Raw genomic sequence first — 17,122 nt, forward strand, 5'->3', positions numbered from 1 at the left:
TGTATATGTCAAAGATTAGAGTGCATGCATTGGCCAAGGAACTTGGTCTGACTAGCAAAGATTTAATTGAAAAATTAAACAAATTAAAAATTGAAGTAGTAAACCATATGTCTACTATTGATAGCAATCAGGCAGACCTTATAAAAAAGTCTTTAAATAAAAAAGATGATTATAAAGAAGCAAATAAAACATCTCAAGTAAAAAGAGAGTTTGTAAAAAAAGATAGACTTGAAAATGGTTATAGAAATAAGAATGAAAGGACAGGCTCCCCGAAAAAGGATTCAGACAATAAAGCTTATATGAGAGATAGTCAAAATAAAAATTCAACCATAGAAAAAAATAAAAATACAAAAAGTGATAACAATAAAAAATTCGATAAAAATAGAAAAAATTCTTTCCAAAAAGACGAAAAAAATCCCAGAAATGAAAAAACTAATCAAATCAGACAAAGAGATTTAAAAAATAAAAATGGCAAAAAGAATTTTTCTAAGGCTAAAGATACAACGGCTCCAGAAGTTAAACCTTCAAGGAGCGAAGATTCCAAGAAAAACAATAAAAAGTTTTATAAAAAAGAAAAATCTCATAATGATAGCAAGTTTTTGGACGGAGCTAAATCAAAGAGCCAATCTAAAAAGAAGGTAAATGAACAAGAAGAATACAAGCTTAGAGATTTGACAAAAAAAAGGCCTAAGAAGAGATTAAAGAGCCAAAAGAAAAAAGAAGATGCGGCTCCAGAGCCAGGCACACCTATTGTAATTGAATTACCTATAGTGATAAAAGACTTTGCTGAAAAGATTTTCGTACCTGTAGGCCAAGTAATAACAAAGTTAATAGGACTTGGAGTTATGGCTAGCCAAAATGAAAGTATAGATGAAGATACAGCTATTTTACTCGCAGAAGAACTTGGAGTTGAAATTGAAATAGCAGAGCCGGAAGAAGAAGTTTCTATTGAGGAAAAAATGGGCTTGGATTATGAAGACAATGAAAAAGACCTAAAGCCAAGACCACCAGTTGTTACAGTTATGGGCCATGTAGACCATGGAAAGACATCTCTTTTGGATGTAATAAAGTCATCTCATGTGACAGCATCCGAAGCTGGAGGGATAACTCAACATATAGGTGCCTATACGGTTAGAGTAAATGGAAAGATTATAACCTTTTTAGATACTCCCGGACACGAAGCCTTCACATCTATGAGACTTAGAGGAACTCTTATAACAGATATTGCCATTCTAGTTGTAGCAGCTGATGACGGAGTTATGCCTCAAACAATAGAAGCCATATCTCATGCTAGATCGGCAAATGTTCCAATTATTGTAGCAATAAATAAAATAGACAAGCCAACAGCAAATATTGACAGAGTAAAGCAAGAGCTTGTTGAAAACAATCTTATCCCAGAAGATTGGGGTGGAGATGTAATAACAATACCAGTTTCTGCAAAGACAAAAGAGGGCATAGATGAGCTTCTTGAAATGATTCAACTATTAGCAGAAATGAAGGAGCTAAAAGCCAACCCAAACAGGATGGCGGTAGGGACTGTAATTGAAGCAAAGCTAGACAAGGGTAAGGGCCCAATGGCGACTGTTCTTATTCAAAAAGGCACTCTCAGATTTGGAGACTCTGTTGTATCAGGGTTTGCGAGTGGTCGTATAAGGGCTATGAATGATGACAAGCAAAAACCAATTAAAAAGGCAGGACCATCTATGCCTGCTGTAATCTTGGGCTTGGATACAGTGCCAAATGCTGGTGATACAATCTATGCAGTTGAGGATGAAAAGACTGCCAGAACAATAGCAGAAACAAATCGAGAACAAATTAGGGAAAATAGAATAAATCAAGGCTCAAAAGTATCTTTGGACAACTTGTTTGAAAAGATGAAAGAAGAAGGAATGAAGGAGTTAAATCTAATAGTAAAAGCCGATGTGAAAGGCTCTGTCGAAGCTTTAATTCAATCTCTTCTCAAGCTTTCAAACGAAGAAGTAAAGATAAATATAATCCACTCTGGAGTTGGAGGAATAAATGAGAGCGACGTCACTCTTGCATCTGCCTCAGGAGCTATTATTATAGGATTTAACGTAAGACCAAATATAAATGCCCTCGAAATGTCAAGAAGTGAAGAAGTAGACGTAAGGACATATAGGGTTATTTACGACATAATAAATGATGTTGAAGCAGCGGTAAAAGGAATGCTCGAGCCAGATATAGTCGAAGAAATCTTAGGAAGATGTGAAGTAAGACAAACCTTTAAGTTGCCAAACAACTCAATAGTAGCTGGAGTATATGTAATAAATGGCAAGATATTGAGAAAATCTAAAATAAAGATTTTAAGAGATGATATTGTCTTGCACGAAGGTGACATAGGATCTCTTAGAAGATTTAAGGATGATGTAAAAGAAATTGCCACTGGATATGAAGGCGGACTTGTGATAGAAGACTTTAATGATCTAAGAGTGGGAGATGTTTTGGAGTGCTTTATTCTAAAAGAAGTGCAAAAAGCATAGGTGATATAAGTGAAACAAATAAGAGTTTCGCAATTAGGCGAAGAAATAAAAAGGGTCATATCTGAACTTTTAAGGGGCAAGATTAAAGATCCCAGAATTTCAGATATGACAAGTATTACAGAGGTAAGGCTTACAAATGACTTGTCATTTGCAAAAATTTATGTTTCTGTATTTGGAGATGAAAAGAGTAAAGAAGATGCAATAAAGGGTCTTCAGAGTGCAGAAGGATTTATAAAAAGAGAAATTGGCAAGAATGTTAAAATGAGGATTATACCCAAGTTGATTTTCACCTTAGATGAAACAGTTGAAGAGTCTATGAAGTTAGAAGAGCTAATTAGGAAGGCGAGAGAATCGGAAGGACATTTTGATGATGTTGAATAATTCTGTAAAAGAAATTTTTTCTGCAATAAAAGAAGAAATTTTAAAAGCTAATAGGATAGTCTTATCTTCACATATAAATCCGGATGGAGACAATCTGGGCTCGGTGCTAGGAATGTATAGTGTGCTAAAACAGATGGGAAAAGAAGTATATCCAATAATAGATGATGAAATTCCAAAAGATTACAAATTTCTCCCGTCATCTGAAGTCATAAAAAGACCTGAAGAGATAAATTTCACACCAGACTTATTCATAACATTGGACTCAGCAACTCTAGACAGGATAGGTAAGAGTAAAGAGATTTTTGAAAAAGCAAAAAAAACTATAAACTTTGACCATCATAAGACTAATGATTCTTATGCTGATTTAAATTACGTATCAGAAAAATCTGCTACGGGAGAAGTTCTATTTGAGTTTTTTCATACTGAAAAAATTGGTATAAATAAGGCTGCGGCAACGTGTCTTTATACTGCTATATCAAGCGATACTGGAAGTTTTAAATATGACTCCACAAGCTCTTATACTTTTTACGCAGCTTCTGAACTCATGAAAAAAGGCATTGATATAAATGAGATTGCTGTGAATCTCTATCAAAACAGATCTAAGTCAAAAACTAAACTATTAATAGAAGTGGCATCTAAGATAAAATATTATTTTGATGACAAAGTAGGTCTTGGAAAAGTTACAAATGATATTATGGAAAGTGTTGGAGCCGAGAAACATGACTCTGAGGGGATTGTTGAATTTATAAGAGATATAGAAGGGCTTGAGCTTGCAGTCCTGCTAAAAGAGAAAAAAGATGGCGGAGTTCGACTATCTATGAGGAGCAAATCGCAACTTGATTGTGCAAAAATAGCATCTTTTTTTGGAGGCGGTGGGCACACTAGAGCAGCAGGAGCAACAATTGATTTGCCGATTGATAAGGCAGAAGAGGTCTTAATCGAGGAAATAAAAAAACAACTATGAAGGGGATTTTACTTTTAGATAAAAAAAGTGGCATAACATCCCATGACTTGGTCTATATTGCCAGAAGAAAGTTGCAAATAAAAAGAATAGGTCATACAGGTACTCTAGATCCTTTAGCAAGTGGGTTAATGGCTCTTGTAATAGGACAAGCAACAAAAATAGCGGATTATCTACAAAATTCTCAAAAGGAATATATTGCAAAAGCAGTTTTTGGCAAGTCATATAGCACTTATGATATAGAAGGCGATGTGACAGGTGTTTGCGATTATATACCAACTAAATCTGAAATTGTAAATTATATAAAAAATTTGCCGGGAAGACATTCTCAAATTCCACCGATTTATTCTGCGATAAAAATAGACGGCAAAAAGCTTTATGAATATGCCAGAGATGAAAAAGAAGTAGAAATAAAACCCAGAGATATTGAAATATTTGAATCTGAAGTGCTAAAAGTGGAAGATGGAGCTGTGAGCTTCAGAGTAAAAGTATCTAAGGGAACATATATAAGAAGCCTAATAAATGATATGGGAAAAGACCTTTCATCTCTTTCGGCAATGTCAGAGCTTAGAAGGACTGCCATTGGAAATTTCAGAATTGAAGACTCTATAAAAACTGAAGATTTTGAAACCATGGAGATTACAGAAATAAAAAGGCACTTACTAAAACCTGAATTGGCATTAAATCATTTGCCGGCATTTTATGTACCTGATTATTTTTATGACAGAATTAAAAATGGACTGCAATTTAGATTTAATAGTAGCGATTTGGAACTCGGACAGGAAGTTAGAGTTTTTTGCAGAAAAGAATTTTTAGGTATTGGATATATTAGAAATAGAGATGGTCTAGAGCTTCAAATTAAAAAGCTCATCGTTTAGGAGAAGCAATGGAAGTCATAAGTATTACAAAAGATTATAAAGCGGCTAATCCATGCACAATAGCTCTTGGGAATTTTGACGGAGTTCATTTGGCTCATAAAAAGCTCATAGAAAGCGCTATTAAAATGGCGAAAAAGAAAAATGTAAAGGCGGCAGTTTTAATTTTCTCAAATCACACAAAAACTGTACTCGATAGCAAGAGACAGGAATTGATTACTACTAATAAGTACAAGGATAAAATACTAGAAGATCTTGGCATAGATATAGTGTATGAGATTGTATTTGACAGTGATTTTATGAAACTTACTCCGCAAGAGTTCTTTGAAGATTTTTTGATTAAAAATCTAAATGTCAAGGGAATAGTTGTTGGATTTGATTACAGATTCGGATACAAGGCTAGTGGAAATGTAGAATCCTTAAAGTCCTTTTGTCAGAAGGAGGGGATTGATTTAGAAGTTATAGCCCCGGTATATTCAAACGGAGAAATTATAGGCTCGACTATGATAAGAGAAGCTATAAAAGCTGGTCGTATGATACGAGTTGAAGAACTTTTAGGAAGACCCTTTACAATTTTTGGCAAAGTTGTCGAGGGTAAACACTTGGCATCTAAGATGCATTATCCGACAGCTAATATAGATTTTTCAGAGGATTATGTTGTGCCAAGGTATGGAGTATATGACACTGATGTAGTAATAGACGGAAAGATTTATAGAGGAGCTACAAGTGTTGGTACCAATCCCACAACTAAAGATAGACAACTAAAAATCGAAACGCATATTTTGGATTTTTCAGAAAAGATTTACGGAAAGGTGATCGCCTTAAAATTTAGAAATTTTATAAGACCTGAAATAAATTTTGAGTCTATTGAAAAACTTTTTGATCAGATAGAGAAAGATGTCCAAACTGTTAGGAATAGATAGTTTACAAATAGCTTAAGATATGCTATTATAAGCCATGTTAGCTAATCTATGTTTTGTGGGTCCTCGCCCTTTACTTGGATTAGGTAGATGAAAAATTAGGAGGAATAAAATGTTAAACAAAGAAGAAAAGATTGAAGTAATCGAATCTTACAAACTACACGAAAAAGACACTGGAAGTCCAGAAGTTCAAGTTGCAATATTGACAACTAGAATTAACGAATTAAACGAACATCTCAAGGTGCACAAAAAAGACCACCATTCAAGAAGAGGACTTCTAAAGATGGTAGGTAAGAGAAGAAATCTATTGAGATATTTGAAAAATAAAGACATTGAAAGATATCGTAGCTTAATCGAAAGATTAAATATTAGAGGATAAAGAAAAAGAGCGGGGTTTAACCGCTCTTTACTTTTATAAGGAGGTTTTATGGAAAAAATTTTTCAGATGAATCTTGCTGGCAGAACTTTAAAAGTTACAATTGGCAAGGTGGCAGAACAAGCAAATGGAGCTTGCCTCGTTCAAAGTGGCGATACACTTGTGCTAGTTACTGCGACAGCTTCTAAAAAACCGAGGGAAGGTATAGATTTTTTCCCTTTAAGTTGTGATTTTGAAGAAAAAATGTATTCAGTTGGAAAGATTCCTGGTGGATTTATAAAAAGAGAAGGTCGACCAAGTGACAAGGCGATTTTGACATCTAGGCTTATAGATAGACCACTTAGACCATTATTCCCAGAAGGATATAGAAATGATGTACAAGTTATAGCAACAGCTTTGTCTGTCGATCAAGATTGTCAACCAGATGTGCTTGCCATGATAGGATCTTCTATTGCACTTACAATTTCAGATATTCCATTTGAAGGCCCGACAGGATCAGTTTTGGTAGGGTATGTAGATGGAAAATATATCATAAATCCAAATGAAGAAGAAAGAAGCAGAAGCGAAATCAATCTAACTTTAGCAGGAACTAAGTCTGCGATTATGATGGTAGAAGCTGGTGCCAATATAGTTTCAGAGGACTTGATGCTGGGGGCAATCTTAAAAGGGCATGAAGAAATCAAAAAAATTTGTGAATTTATAGAAGAAATCCAAAGAGAAGTTGGAAAAGAGAAATCTGAATACGAAGTTTTTGTGCCAGCAGAAGAAATAAGAAAAAAAGTCACAGAGTATGGCAAGGATAAGATAGTAGCTGCTGTAAATAATCCTGATAAGATGGCAAGAATAGCAGATGTGGAAGCTGCTTTCGAGGATATAAGCAATCACTTTCAAGAAGAAATGGAAGAATTTGGCAAAGACATCAAGGCTGTGATGGAAGAAATCGAAATAAACGAAGTAAGACGTGAAATTTTGGAAGATGATATTCGTCCAGATGGAAGAGTCCTTGATGAAGTAAGACAACTTTCATCAGAAGTAGGATATCTTCCTAGAACTCATGGCTCAGGTTTATTTACTAGAGGACAGACACAAGTTTTGTCAATAGTTACTCTAGCTGGTCTTTCAGAAGTGCAAGAAATCGATGGACTTGGAGATGACAAGCCTAAAAGATATATGCATCAATACAATTTCCCGCCTTTCTGTGTTGGAGATACAAGGCCTGTAAGAGGACCTGGAAGAAGAGAAATAGGACATGGTGCTCTTGCTGAAAGAGCGCTTCTACCTGTAATGCCATCAGAAGAAGATTTCCCCTATGCTATTAGGGTTGTTTCAGAAGTTTTATCTTCAAATGGCTCATCTTCTCAAGCTTCAGTTTGTGGTTCAACTCTTGCTTTGATGGATGCGGGTGTTCCTATAAAGGCTCCAGTTGCTGGTATAGCAATGGGTCTTATAGAAGAAAATGGAAAGATAAAAATTTTAACTGATATCCAAGGTCTCGAAGACCATTTTGGTGATATGGACTTCAAAGTTGCAGGTACTAGAGAAGGGATAACAGCTATTCAAATGGATATAAAAGTATCTGGAATATCTGAAGATATATTAAAGACTGCTCTTGCTCAAGCTAAGGCTGCGAGGATTCATATTCTAGATCACATGAGTGGAACTATAAAAGAACCTAGACCAGAACTTTCACCTTATGCTCCTATAATCTATTCAATGTTGATTGACCCAGAAAAAATTGGAGAAGTAATCGGATCAGGTGGAAAGACCATCAACAAGATTATTGAACAAACTGGCGTGAAGATTGATATCGACGATGACGGACACGTTTCTGTAATCTCTGAAAATGCAGAAGGTGCCAAGGAAGCAATAGAAATCATCCAAAGCATAGTAAAAGAAGTAGAAGTTGATGATATTTATACAGCCAAGGTTAAGAAGATTATGAAGTTTGGAGCTTTTTGTGAAATCAAAAAGGGAACTGAGGGACTTCTTCACATATCTGAAATCCAAAGAGAAAGAACAAATAAAGTAGAAGATGTCTTAAAGGTTGGAGATGAAGTCAAAGTAAAGGTAATAGAAATAGATAATGATGGTAAAATATCTCTATCTAGAAAAGTTCTCCTACCAAGACTTGATAAAAAAGAGGAAAGCAATGAAGCTAAAGATTCTTAATAAAAGCAAGAATCCTCTTCCAGCCTATCAATCAGAAGGAGCAAGTGGACTTGATCTTATGGCTAACTTAGAAAGTCCACTTATAATAAAACCACTTGAAAGAACTCTCATCCCAACAGGGATATATGTAGAGATTCCAGAAGGTTACGAAGGACAAGTGCGAATGAGATCTGGTCTTGCTCTTAAAAAGGGCCTATCACTTCCAAATGGAATAGGCACTATTGATTGGGATTACAGAGGCGAATTAAAAGTAATAGTTATAAATTTAAGCAGGGAAGATATAAAGATTGAAAATGGAGAAAGAATAGCCCAATTCGTACTTATGAAAGTGCAGAGGGCTGAGCTTGAAGAAGTTTTTGATATAGATGATATGTCTAAAACACAAAGAGCTGGAGAAGGATTCGGTTCAACAGGCTTAAAATAGGATTAGATAAGGGGGCATCGGCCCTCTTTTTTAGTATGTGCTTATATAAACTGCTGATAAAATATATAGATTATCTTTCACAAATAAGAAAATAATATTTTACTATGGAAAAATGCGGTGACAATTTTATATGAGATTTAACTTTTAAAAATCATGGATAAGTGACCATGATTTTTTTATGAATTTTTTGAACTTTTCATTTTTATTCTGTAAAATATACTATGTATATACAAGGAGAAGAAATGGACAAATTAAGTAAAAATACTCTTCAATTTATTGAAGATATGAAAAATATAAATAAAAATTTCGAAAAAAATAAAGGCAGAAAAAAGACGGCAACAATAATAACACATGGATGTCAGATGAATGAGCATGACTCTGAGAAAATAAATGCAATTTTGCAGGATATGGACTATCTAATTGTAAATGATATGGAAAATTCCGACTTGGTACTTTTAAATACTTGCTCTGTAAGGCATTCCGCCGAGGATAAAGTTTATGGTCAACTCGGACATTTAAAAGCCATAAAGAGGTCTAAGCCAGATATGATAATTGGAGTATGTGGCTGCATGATGCAGAGAAAGGAATCCAGAGACTATGTTCTTGAAAAGTTTGAAAATGTGGATTTGATTTTTGGCACAAATAATATATATAGATTGCCTGAACTCTTGCTCCATAATATAGAATATAGTGAGCTAGCTTTAAACATTGAAGATAACCCCGGCAGGGATGAGTTTGTGCGAGCTAATAGGCTCTATAAGCACAAGGCGTTTGTAAATATAATGTATGGTTGCAACAATTTTTGCACCTACTGCATAGTCCCTTATACTAGGGGAAGGGAAACTTCAAGAAGACCCGAAGATATAGTAGAAGAGATTGAACAATTAGTAAAAAATGGTGTCAAAGAAGTGATGCTTTTAGGACAAAATGTCAATTCTTATGGCAAAAATTTAGAAGAAAAAATATCTTTTGCAGATCTTCTTAGAAGAATAAATGCCATAGAAGGACTTGAGAGAATAAGATTTATGACATCTCATCCCAAGGATATATCGGATGAACTTCTTGAATGTTATAGAGATTGTGACAAGCTTTGTAAATTTTTGCACTTGCCTGTCCAAGCTGGTTCTAACAAGGTCTTAAAAGAGATGAATAGACATTATAGCAGGGAGGATTATCTCAAAAAAATTGAAAAGGCTCGTGAAATCTGCCCAAATATTTCCTTGTCTACTGACATAATGGTGGGGTTTCCAGGAGAGAGCGAAGAGGATTTTGAGGACACTTTGGATTTGGTTAAAAGAGTTGGATATGATATGAGCTTTACATTTTTATATTCTATTAGAGAAGGTACACCAGCTGCAAATAGACTTGAACAAATAGATCAGGAAGAAAAACAAAAAAGGTTTGAAAGACTCTTGGATACCTTATATCCAATTGCTCTTGAAAAAAATAAAAAGCTAATTGGAAGTACACAAAAGGTGCTAGTTGAAAATATTTCAAAAAATAATGAATCCAGAGTATCTGGAAGGACTGATGGATTTAAACTTGTAAATTTTGAAGGAGACAAATCGCTTATTGGACAAATTGTGGATGTGGAAATCACATCTGCTAACACTTTTTCTTTGGAAGGAAGAGTAAAATGAATAATGTAGATTTTGAGAATCTGACTCCAATGCTCAAGCAGTATTTGGAAACTAAAAATGAATATAAGGGGGCCATATTATTTTTTAGGCTGGGAGATTTTTATGAGATGTTTTTTGACGATGCACTATTGGCATCGAAAGAACTTGATCTGACCTTGACTCAAAGAGCTGCTGGGGGTATGAACAAGGCGCCCATGTGCGGTGTGCCTTATCATGTTGCCAATCAGTATATAAGTAGACTTGTTGAGAAGGGTTACAAGGTTGCTATATGTGATCAATTAGAAGATCCTAAAGAAGCAGAGGGAATTGTAAAACGAGGTGTCACAAGGGTTGTAACGCCGGGCACCTTTACTGATACTGATTTTTTAGAAAAGGCCAAGAATAATTACCTGCTTTCTATATTTGCAAAAGAAAACTATATGTCCCTAGCTTATGTAGACTACACAACTGGAGAGCTTTTTTATAGAGAAGATAGTTTTTTAGATAAAAATATGTTAACAAGCGATATTTTGTCTACTTTGGCAAAGCTAGAACCAAGTGAATTTATAGTTAATGAAGAATTTGCAGATAAACTCAAATCAATCGGTCATGGGAATTTTAATCTTTATCTAAGTAATGAAACAGTAGATTGGTTTAAAATTAAAGATTTTTTAAATAGCGATTTTTTAGAAGATGTGAGGTCAAAAAGACTTGAAAAGTCTTTAAGCCTATACCAACTTCTGATTTATCTTTTCAAGACCCAAAAAAGAGGATTAAATCACATAAATCGCATAAATATGGTCAATAAAAAAGCAGTTATGGGAATTGATGAATCCGCTATAAGAAATTTGGAGATTTTCGAGTCTCTAGCAAGTGGAAAGAGAAAGGGGTCTCTTTTGGACTCCATTGATTTTTGCAATAACTCCATGGGCAAGAGGGCTCTTAGGAGATTTTTAGAAGAGCCACTTCAAGAAAAAGCTGCCATAGAAGAAAGGCTTGATTTCGTAGAAATCTTGGTTCATGATCCTCTCTACAAGGACAGGCTTAGAGCTATTTTAAAGGATATATATGACATAGAAAGACTTTCAACAAAAATTTCTGAAAAGTCATTGAATCCAAGAGATTTAATAAATTTGAAGCAATCCCTACTTTTAACTGAAGATATAAGAAGTCTTTTAAACGAAAGACAAGATGCTTGCATTAAAAAACTAAGAAACTATGTAAATCTTGAAGAAATAAAAAATCTTATTGATAGAGCTATTGTCGATGAACCGAGCCTTAACACGGAAGAGAGATTTATAAAAAGGGGATATGACCCTGAGTTTGACGAAATATATGAGGCTGCAACTAGGGGATCGGATTTTATAATAGAGCTAGAAGAAAGAGAAAAACAAAAGACGGGAATACCCAAGTTAAGGGTTAGATATAATAAGATTTTGGGCTACTTTATAGAAGTGACCAAGTCTTATCTTGATCAAATCCCAAATGACTATATAAGAAAACAAACCTTGGTGGGTTCGGAACGATATTTTACTCTTGAACTAAAGTCAATGGAATCTAAAATCTTAGCGGCCAAAGGTCAAGTTTTGGAAAAGCAGAAAGAAATTTTAGATTTTATAGGAAGTAGGGTTTTGGAAAAGCTTGCAGATATTCAAGACTTGGCACGAAAAATTGCCAGACTAGATGCTTTGACTTCTCTGGGTCAGCTGGCATTTTTAAGAAATTATACAAGGCCCAAGATAAATAGTAAAAACAACTTAATAATAAAAGACGGCAGGCATCCTAGTGTTGAAGTCATGATGGATGAGGAATTTATACCTAACGATGTAATTTTTTCTGAAAATTCCCTTATAAAAATCATAACTGGCCCCAATATGGCCGGTAAATCTACTTATATGAGAATGTGTGCAATAATTACAATAATGGCTCATATAGGTTCTTTTGTGCCTGCGTCAAGGGCTGACATCTGTATAGTTGATAAAATTTTTACCAGAATAGGTGCTTCAGACAATCTCGGCAAAGGAGAATCGACCTTTATGGTTGAGATGAAAGAAGTCGCCAAGATAACAAGAGAAGCTACACCAAAATCTCTTTTGATTTTAGATGAAGTTGGAAGAGGCACTTCTACAAGTGATGGCTTGGCGATAGCTTGGGCACTTACAGAATATATTGACAAGTATTTAAAGTGTAAAACTTTGTTTGCAACCCATTACCACGAGTTGGCAGATATAGAAAAAAAACTGTCGTTTGTGGAAAATCTCCATCTTTCTGTAAAAGAGATAGATGGCAAGCTAGTTTTTTTGAGAAAAATATTAAAGGGTTCTTCGGATAATTCTTATGGCATAGAGGTTGCAGATTTAGCAGGCGTTTCTAAGATTTTGACATCAAGAGCCTATGAAATTCTCGAACAAATAGACAATAAAGACGTAAAAATCCAAACTAAGCAAAAAAATTTCAAGCAGGAAAGCATATTTGAAAAGGAAAGACTGGATTTTATAGATAATATAAGGAAGATAAATATAGATGATTTGACCCCACTTATGGGCTTAAATCTTTTGAGTAAACTCAAGGAAGTAGCGGATAAATTATGAGAAAGATTCACCTTTTAGACAAGGCAACAATTTCAAAAATAGCAGCTGGCGAGATAATAGAAGACCCTGCATCTGTTGTAAAAGAACTTCTTGAGAATGCGATTGATGCAAAGGCTACAACGATTACTATCGAAATTAGGGGAAACATTGGAGATTATATAAAGATATCTGACAATGGAACAGGAATTTCGAGAGAGGACATAGATTATGCCATTTTACATCACTCCACATCGAAATTAAATTCTCAAGAAGATATTTACTCAATTCATACACTTGGGTTTAGGGGAGAAGCCTTGGCATCCATATGTCATGTTTCAAAAATGCAGATTATAACCAGAACAGAGCAAGATGAAAGTGCAATGAGAGTTTTTGTAGAAGAGGGCAGCATTGTAAAGCGAGAAGAAACAGCAGGAGAGATTGGTACTAGTATTCTGGTAAAAAATTTATTCTACAATACACCTGTTCGAAAAAAGTATTTAAAATCAGATACTAGAGAATTTGGGAAAATTTTAGATTTGGTAAACAAGATAAGCCTTGGGACCAAGGACATAAGCATCAGATTGAATAGAGATGGAAAAAATATCTTGATGAAAAATGCAAACCTAAGCCCAATAAATAGAATATACACAGTCTTGGGAAGGGAGATAGCAGAAAATCTCATCCCGATTTCTTATGAAACAGAAAATTATACTCTAGAAGGATTTATATCAAACAATAAGTTATTCAGGTCTACAAGGAGTAATCAATATATTTTCATAAATGGTAGAAGTGTTAGAAATATTGAAATTGCAAAAGAAATTGAAAAAGCCTACCATACTTTGATTCCTCTTAGCAGATACCCTGTATTTATTTTGGATATAAAGCTAGATCCGATTTTAGTAGATGTAAATATTCATCCCAAGAAAAATGAGGTAAAGCTATCAAATGAAAGTGGCATTTTAGGTTCTATATATCCTCATGTAGCAAGAGTTTTAAACCCAAAAAGAGACATAGCAAGTTTTATAGAAGAAAAAGAAGAAATAAAACCTCTAACTGTATTTGAAATTTATGATGAAAAAAATATAGATAAAAACACTGAGAATTTTTCAGAAACAAAAATTGATTTCGAGAAAACTCCATATGAAGGCATAATAAATTCAGATAGAGATTACAATTACTTTTCAAAAGTGGCTGAAAATGAAAAAAGTTATGACTACACCTTGAACGATGCTTATAAAGATTTTGAAGAAGTTGAAAGTGAAAATCCTAGTCAAAGAAAATTTGAAAAGATTCAAGGCTCAAATTTTGTCGGCATCCTTTTTAAAACTTATATTTTAATGGAGAATGTGGCTGATGATATAGTTTACTTAATAGATCAACATGCAGCTCATGAAAGAGTTCTTTTTGAAAAATTCAGAGAGAGTTTTGAAAACGAAAAAGTAGCCTCTCAGCTTTTGCTCATGCCCCAAACTTTAGAACTAAATCCCAAAGAAATGTCGGCTGTCATGTCTAATATGAATTTTTTGAAAAGATTGGGATTTGAACTTGAGGATTTTGGCTCAGATAAGATTTTGATAAGACAAGTTCCAATAGTATTTGACAGTCCGGCAAGGGCTAATTTCATAAGAGACATAATTGAAAATTTGGACGAAATAGAAACGTCCTATGACTCAAATTTGTATAAAATCATGAAAAAAGCATGTAAGGCGGCGGTTAAAGCTGGAGATACTCTATCAGAAAGAGAAGTATTTTCCCTTCTTGGCCTTTTAAAAGAGTGTGAGGTGCCATTTACTTGCCCCCATGGCAGACCGACAGTTATAGAACTCTCAAGAAATGATTTAGAAAAGATGTTTTTGAGGCAGATATGATTGACTTTATAATATTAACAGGACCTACTGGAGTTGGAAAAACAAAGATATCAGTGGAAATTGCCAAAAATTACAAGGGGGAAATAATATCTGCAGATTCTATGCAAATATATAAAAAATTGGATATAGGAACTGCAAAAATAAGAAAAGAAGAAATGGAAGGTATAACCCACCATATGCTCGATCTTGTAGAGCCGGGGCAATATTTTTCTGTTAAAGATTTTAGAAGAATTGCAAAAGAGAAAATCGAAGAAATAAAAAAGAAAAATAAACTCCCTATAATAGTGGGTGGGACAGGTCTATATATAAATTCTCTAATTAAACCATTTGATTTTGGCATGACAGGGCCTGTTAGGGAATTTAGACTAGAGATGGAAGAAATATATAAAAAAGATGGTTTGGCAGAAATATTTAAGTTGCTTGAAAAAAAAGACCCCAAAAAGGCAAAAACAATTGATAAAAACAATAAAAATAGACTTATAAGGGCATTGGAGATTGCAACTTACAAAAAAGAAATAGAAAAAGTAGAAATTCCAGATTACAAATATATTTTTTTGGGACTTAATAGACCAAGACCTCAACTCTATGAAAGAATAAATAAGAGAGTAGATCTCATGATGGAGGAGGGACTTCTTAATGAAGTCATAAATCTTAAAAATGAGGGTTTGGAAGAAAATATAAGACAAGTAAAGGCAATAGGATATGTTGAGATGCTTGATTATCTTGCAGGCGAGATAAGCATTGAAGAGGCCATAGAAAAGATAAAACAGCACTCTAGAAATTATGCCAAAAGGCAAATCACATGGTTTAAGAGAGAGAATATAAGATGGTTTTTTTCAGAAGAGCCTCAATGTCTTAAAGATATTTTAGAATATATAGGAGAAAAGATTGAAAGAATATAAGAATCTACTAAAAGAGTCTTACGGAATAAAAGATAATGTAATTGACTTTGTTTCAAAATGCGAAAGTGAATTGATTAAAGAGTTTAGAGAAATTGAAGAAATCAGCCAGTATAATCAAGTTAAAATACTAAATGCTATGCAGGAAGAAAAATTACAAGCAACAGATTTCAACTGGACAACTGGTTATGGATATGGAGATGAGGGCAGGGAAAAGACGGAAAGAATATATCGAAGAGTCTTTAAAACTGAAGATGCCCTTGTTAGACAGTCCATAGTTTCAGGAACTCACGCCATATCCCTAGCTTTGGCAGCATGCCTAAAGTCTAAAGACCACATGTTGGCAATTTCTGGAAGACCCTATGATACACTCTTAAAAGTAATAGGCATCAAGGGCAATGAAAGAGGGTCCTTGATGGACAATGGAATAGAATATAGTGAAATTGACTTAAAAGACAACCTGATAGATGTAGAAGCTGTAAAAAAATCAATAAGAAAAAATACCAAGCTTCTTCACATACAAAGGTCGATTGGCTATGGCTCCAGAAGAGCTCTTTTGGTATCGGAAATAGGCGATGCCATAAAAGAGATTAGAAAATTTGCTCCAAATGTAATTATTTTTGTAGACAATTGTTATGGAGAATTTACAGATATAATCGAACCAAGTGAAGTCGGAGCAGATATAATGGCAGGTTCGCTTATAAAAAATCCAGGAGGAGGCTTGGCACTTTCTGGTGGATATGTAGTCGGTAGAAAAGATTTAATAAATGCTTGCGCAAATAGACTTACAGCACCTGGGATAGGCAAAGAATGTGGACTAAGCTATGGTCAAACCAGAAGAAATTTGCAAGGATTTTTTATGGCACCACAAATTGTTGAAAACTCCATAAAAACAGTCCTCTTATTTGCCAAGGCCTTCAACAAACTCGGATTTGAAACAATGCCCAAGCTAAATAGCAAAAGATCAGATATAGTTTTGGCAATAAAATTTAATGAAAAAGATAAGATGGTAAACTTTTGCAGGAGCCTTCAAGAGGCATCACCGGTAGATTCTCACTTCATACCCTGCCTTTGGGACATGCCTGGATACTCAGAACAAGTTATAATGGCAGCAGGGGATTTCATAGAAGGTTCAAGCATAGAACTTTCAGCGGATGGGCCAGATAGAGAACCATATTATGCTTATCTGCAAGGAGGACTTACTTATATGCATGGAAGATTTGCCCTCGAAAAAGTTTTAGAAGGCATGAAACTTTTATAAAAATTCTCGCATTATAAAAGATAAAACTAAAAATAAAAAACCGTCATCAAACATCCATGATGACGGTAAAAAATTGGCAGGGGTAGCAGGACTCGAACCCTTGCGAAACAAGGACAAAGAATGTGATATTTACTGACTTATAAGTCAATAAAAAAAATAAATGGTGGGAAACACATTTTATATTAAAAAAAAATACATCTCTTGGAGAGTGCTTGAACACTAATTTTTTTAAATTCTAAACTATTTAGAAAAATAAAAATATAATTTTGAATGTAAATTTGAAATTAAAAATTATTAA

Annotated in this window: 13 protein-coding genes; all 13 read left to right on the forward strand. The window is 34.3% G+C overall.

Going from position 1 to position 17,122, the window contains the following annotated elements; genetic code table 11:
- The first annotated feature begins 5 nt into the window (after positions 1–5).
- The 13 genes from infB to LV469_01220 all read left to right on the forward strand — a co-directional run bounded on the left by infB (position 6) and on the right by LV469_01220 (position 16,824).
- On the forward strand, positions 6–2,501 hold the full coding sequence (gene infB / locus LV469_01160; protein UHR02920.1) for a translation initiation factor IF-2: 2,496 nt from the start codon (positions 6–8) through the stop codon (positions 2,499–2,501).
- Positions 2,502–2,510: 9 nt separating this feature from the next.
- Positions 2,511–2,882, forward strand: coding sequence for a 30S ribosome-binding factor RbfA (rbfA, locus tag LV469_01165; GenBank protein ID UHR02921.1), 372 nt, complete (start codon positions 2,511–2,513; stop codon positions 2,880–2,882).
- Positions 2,869–3,846 carry a bifunctional oligoribonuclease/PAP phosphatase NrnA gene (locus LV469_01170; GenBank protein ID UHR02922.1) on the forward strand — a complete coding sequence of 326 codons (978 nt, stop codon included), beginning with the start codon at positions 2,869–2,871 and terminating at the stop codon, positions 3,844–3,846. The genes rbfA and LV469_01170 overlap by 14 nt, the downstream gene beginning before the upstream one ends.
- On the forward strand, positions 3,843–4,721 hold the full coding sequence (gene truB / locus LV469_01175; GenBank protein ID UHR02923.1) for a tRNA pseudouridine(55) synthase TruB: 879 nt from the start codon (positions 3,843–3,845) through the stop codon (positions 4,719–4,721). Before LV469_01170 ends, truB begins: the two co-directional genes overlap by 4 nt.
- Before the next feature lie 8 nt (positions 4,722–4,729).
- Positions 4,730–5,641 carry a bifunctional riboflavin kinase/FAD synthetase gene (locus LV469_01180; protein ID UHR02924.1) on the forward strand — a complete coding sequence of 304 codons (912 nt, stop codon included), beginning with the start codon at positions 4,730–4,732 and terminating at the stop codon, positions 5,639–5,641.
- Between the two features lie 109 nt (positions 5,642–5,750).
- The gene (rpsO, locus tag LV469_01185; GenBank protein UHR02925.1) at positions 5,751–6,017 is read left to right on the forward strand and encodes a 30S ribosomal protein S15; all 267 of its coding nucleotides are present in this window, start codon (positions 5,751–5,753) and stop codon (positions 6,015–6,017) included.
- Positions 6,018–6,065: 48 nt separating this feature from the next.
- Positions 6,066–8,183, forward strand: coding sequence for a polyribonucleotide nucleotidyltransferase (locus LV469_01190; protein UHR02926.1), 2,118 nt, complete (start codon positions 6,066–6,068; stop codon positions 8,181–8,183).
- Positions 8,164–8,607 carry a dUTP diphosphatase gene (gene dut, locus LV469_01195; protein UHR02927.1) on the forward strand — a complete coding sequence of 148 codons (444 nt, stop codon included), beginning with the start codon at positions 8,164–8,166 and terminating at the stop codon, positions 8,605–8,607. Before LV469_01190 ends, dut begins: the two co-directional genes overlap by 20 nt.
- 242 nt (positions 8,608–8,849) lie before the next feature.
- Positions 8,850–10,247 carry a tRNA (N6-isopentenyl adenosine(37)-C2)-methylthiotransferase MiaB gene (gene miaB / locus LV469_01200; GenBank protein ID UHR02928.1) on the forward strand — a complete coding sequence of 466 codons (1,398 nt, stop codon included), beginning with the start codon at positions 8,850–8,852 and terminating at the stop codon, positions 10,245–10,247.
- Positions 10,244–12,817 carry a DNA mismatch repair protein MutS gene (mutS, locus tag LV469_01205; protein UHR02929.1) on the forward strand — a complete coding sequence of 858 codons (2,574 nt, stop codon included), beginning with the start codon at positions 10,244–10,246 and terminating at the stop codon, positions 12,815–12,817. Before miaB ends, mutS begins: the two co-directional genes overlap by 4 nt.
- Positions 12,814–14,664, forward strand: a complete 1,851-nt coding sequence (gene mutL / locus LV469_01210) for a DNA mismatch repair endonuclease MutL (GenBank protein UHR02930.1) — start codon at positions 12,814–12,816, stop codon at positions 14,662–14,664. Before mutS ends, mutL begins: the two co-directional genes overlap by 4 nt.
- Positions 14,661–15,566, forward strand: coding sequence for a tRNA (adenosine(37)-N6)-dimethylallyltransferase MiaA (miaA, locus tag LV469_01215; protein ID UHR02931.1), 906 nt, complete (start codon positions 14,661–14,663; stop codon positions 15,564–15,566). Before mutL ends, miaA begins: the two co-directional genes overlap by 4 nt.
- Positions 15,553–16,824 (forward strand): methionine gamma-lyase family protein, encoded by a 1,272-nt coding sequence (locus LV469_01220; GenBank protein UHR02932.1) that lies wholly within the window; start codon positions 15,553–15,555, stop codon positions 16,822–16,824. The genes miaA and LV469_01220 overlap by 14 nt, the downstream gene beginning before the upstream one ends.
- Positions 16,825–17,122: the final 298 nt, after the last annotated feature.

The organism is Peptoniphilus sp. GNH, from assembly GCA_021307325.1.
Classification (GTDB): domain Bacteria; phylum Bacillota; class Clostridia; order Tissierellales; family Peptoniphilaceae; genus KA00134.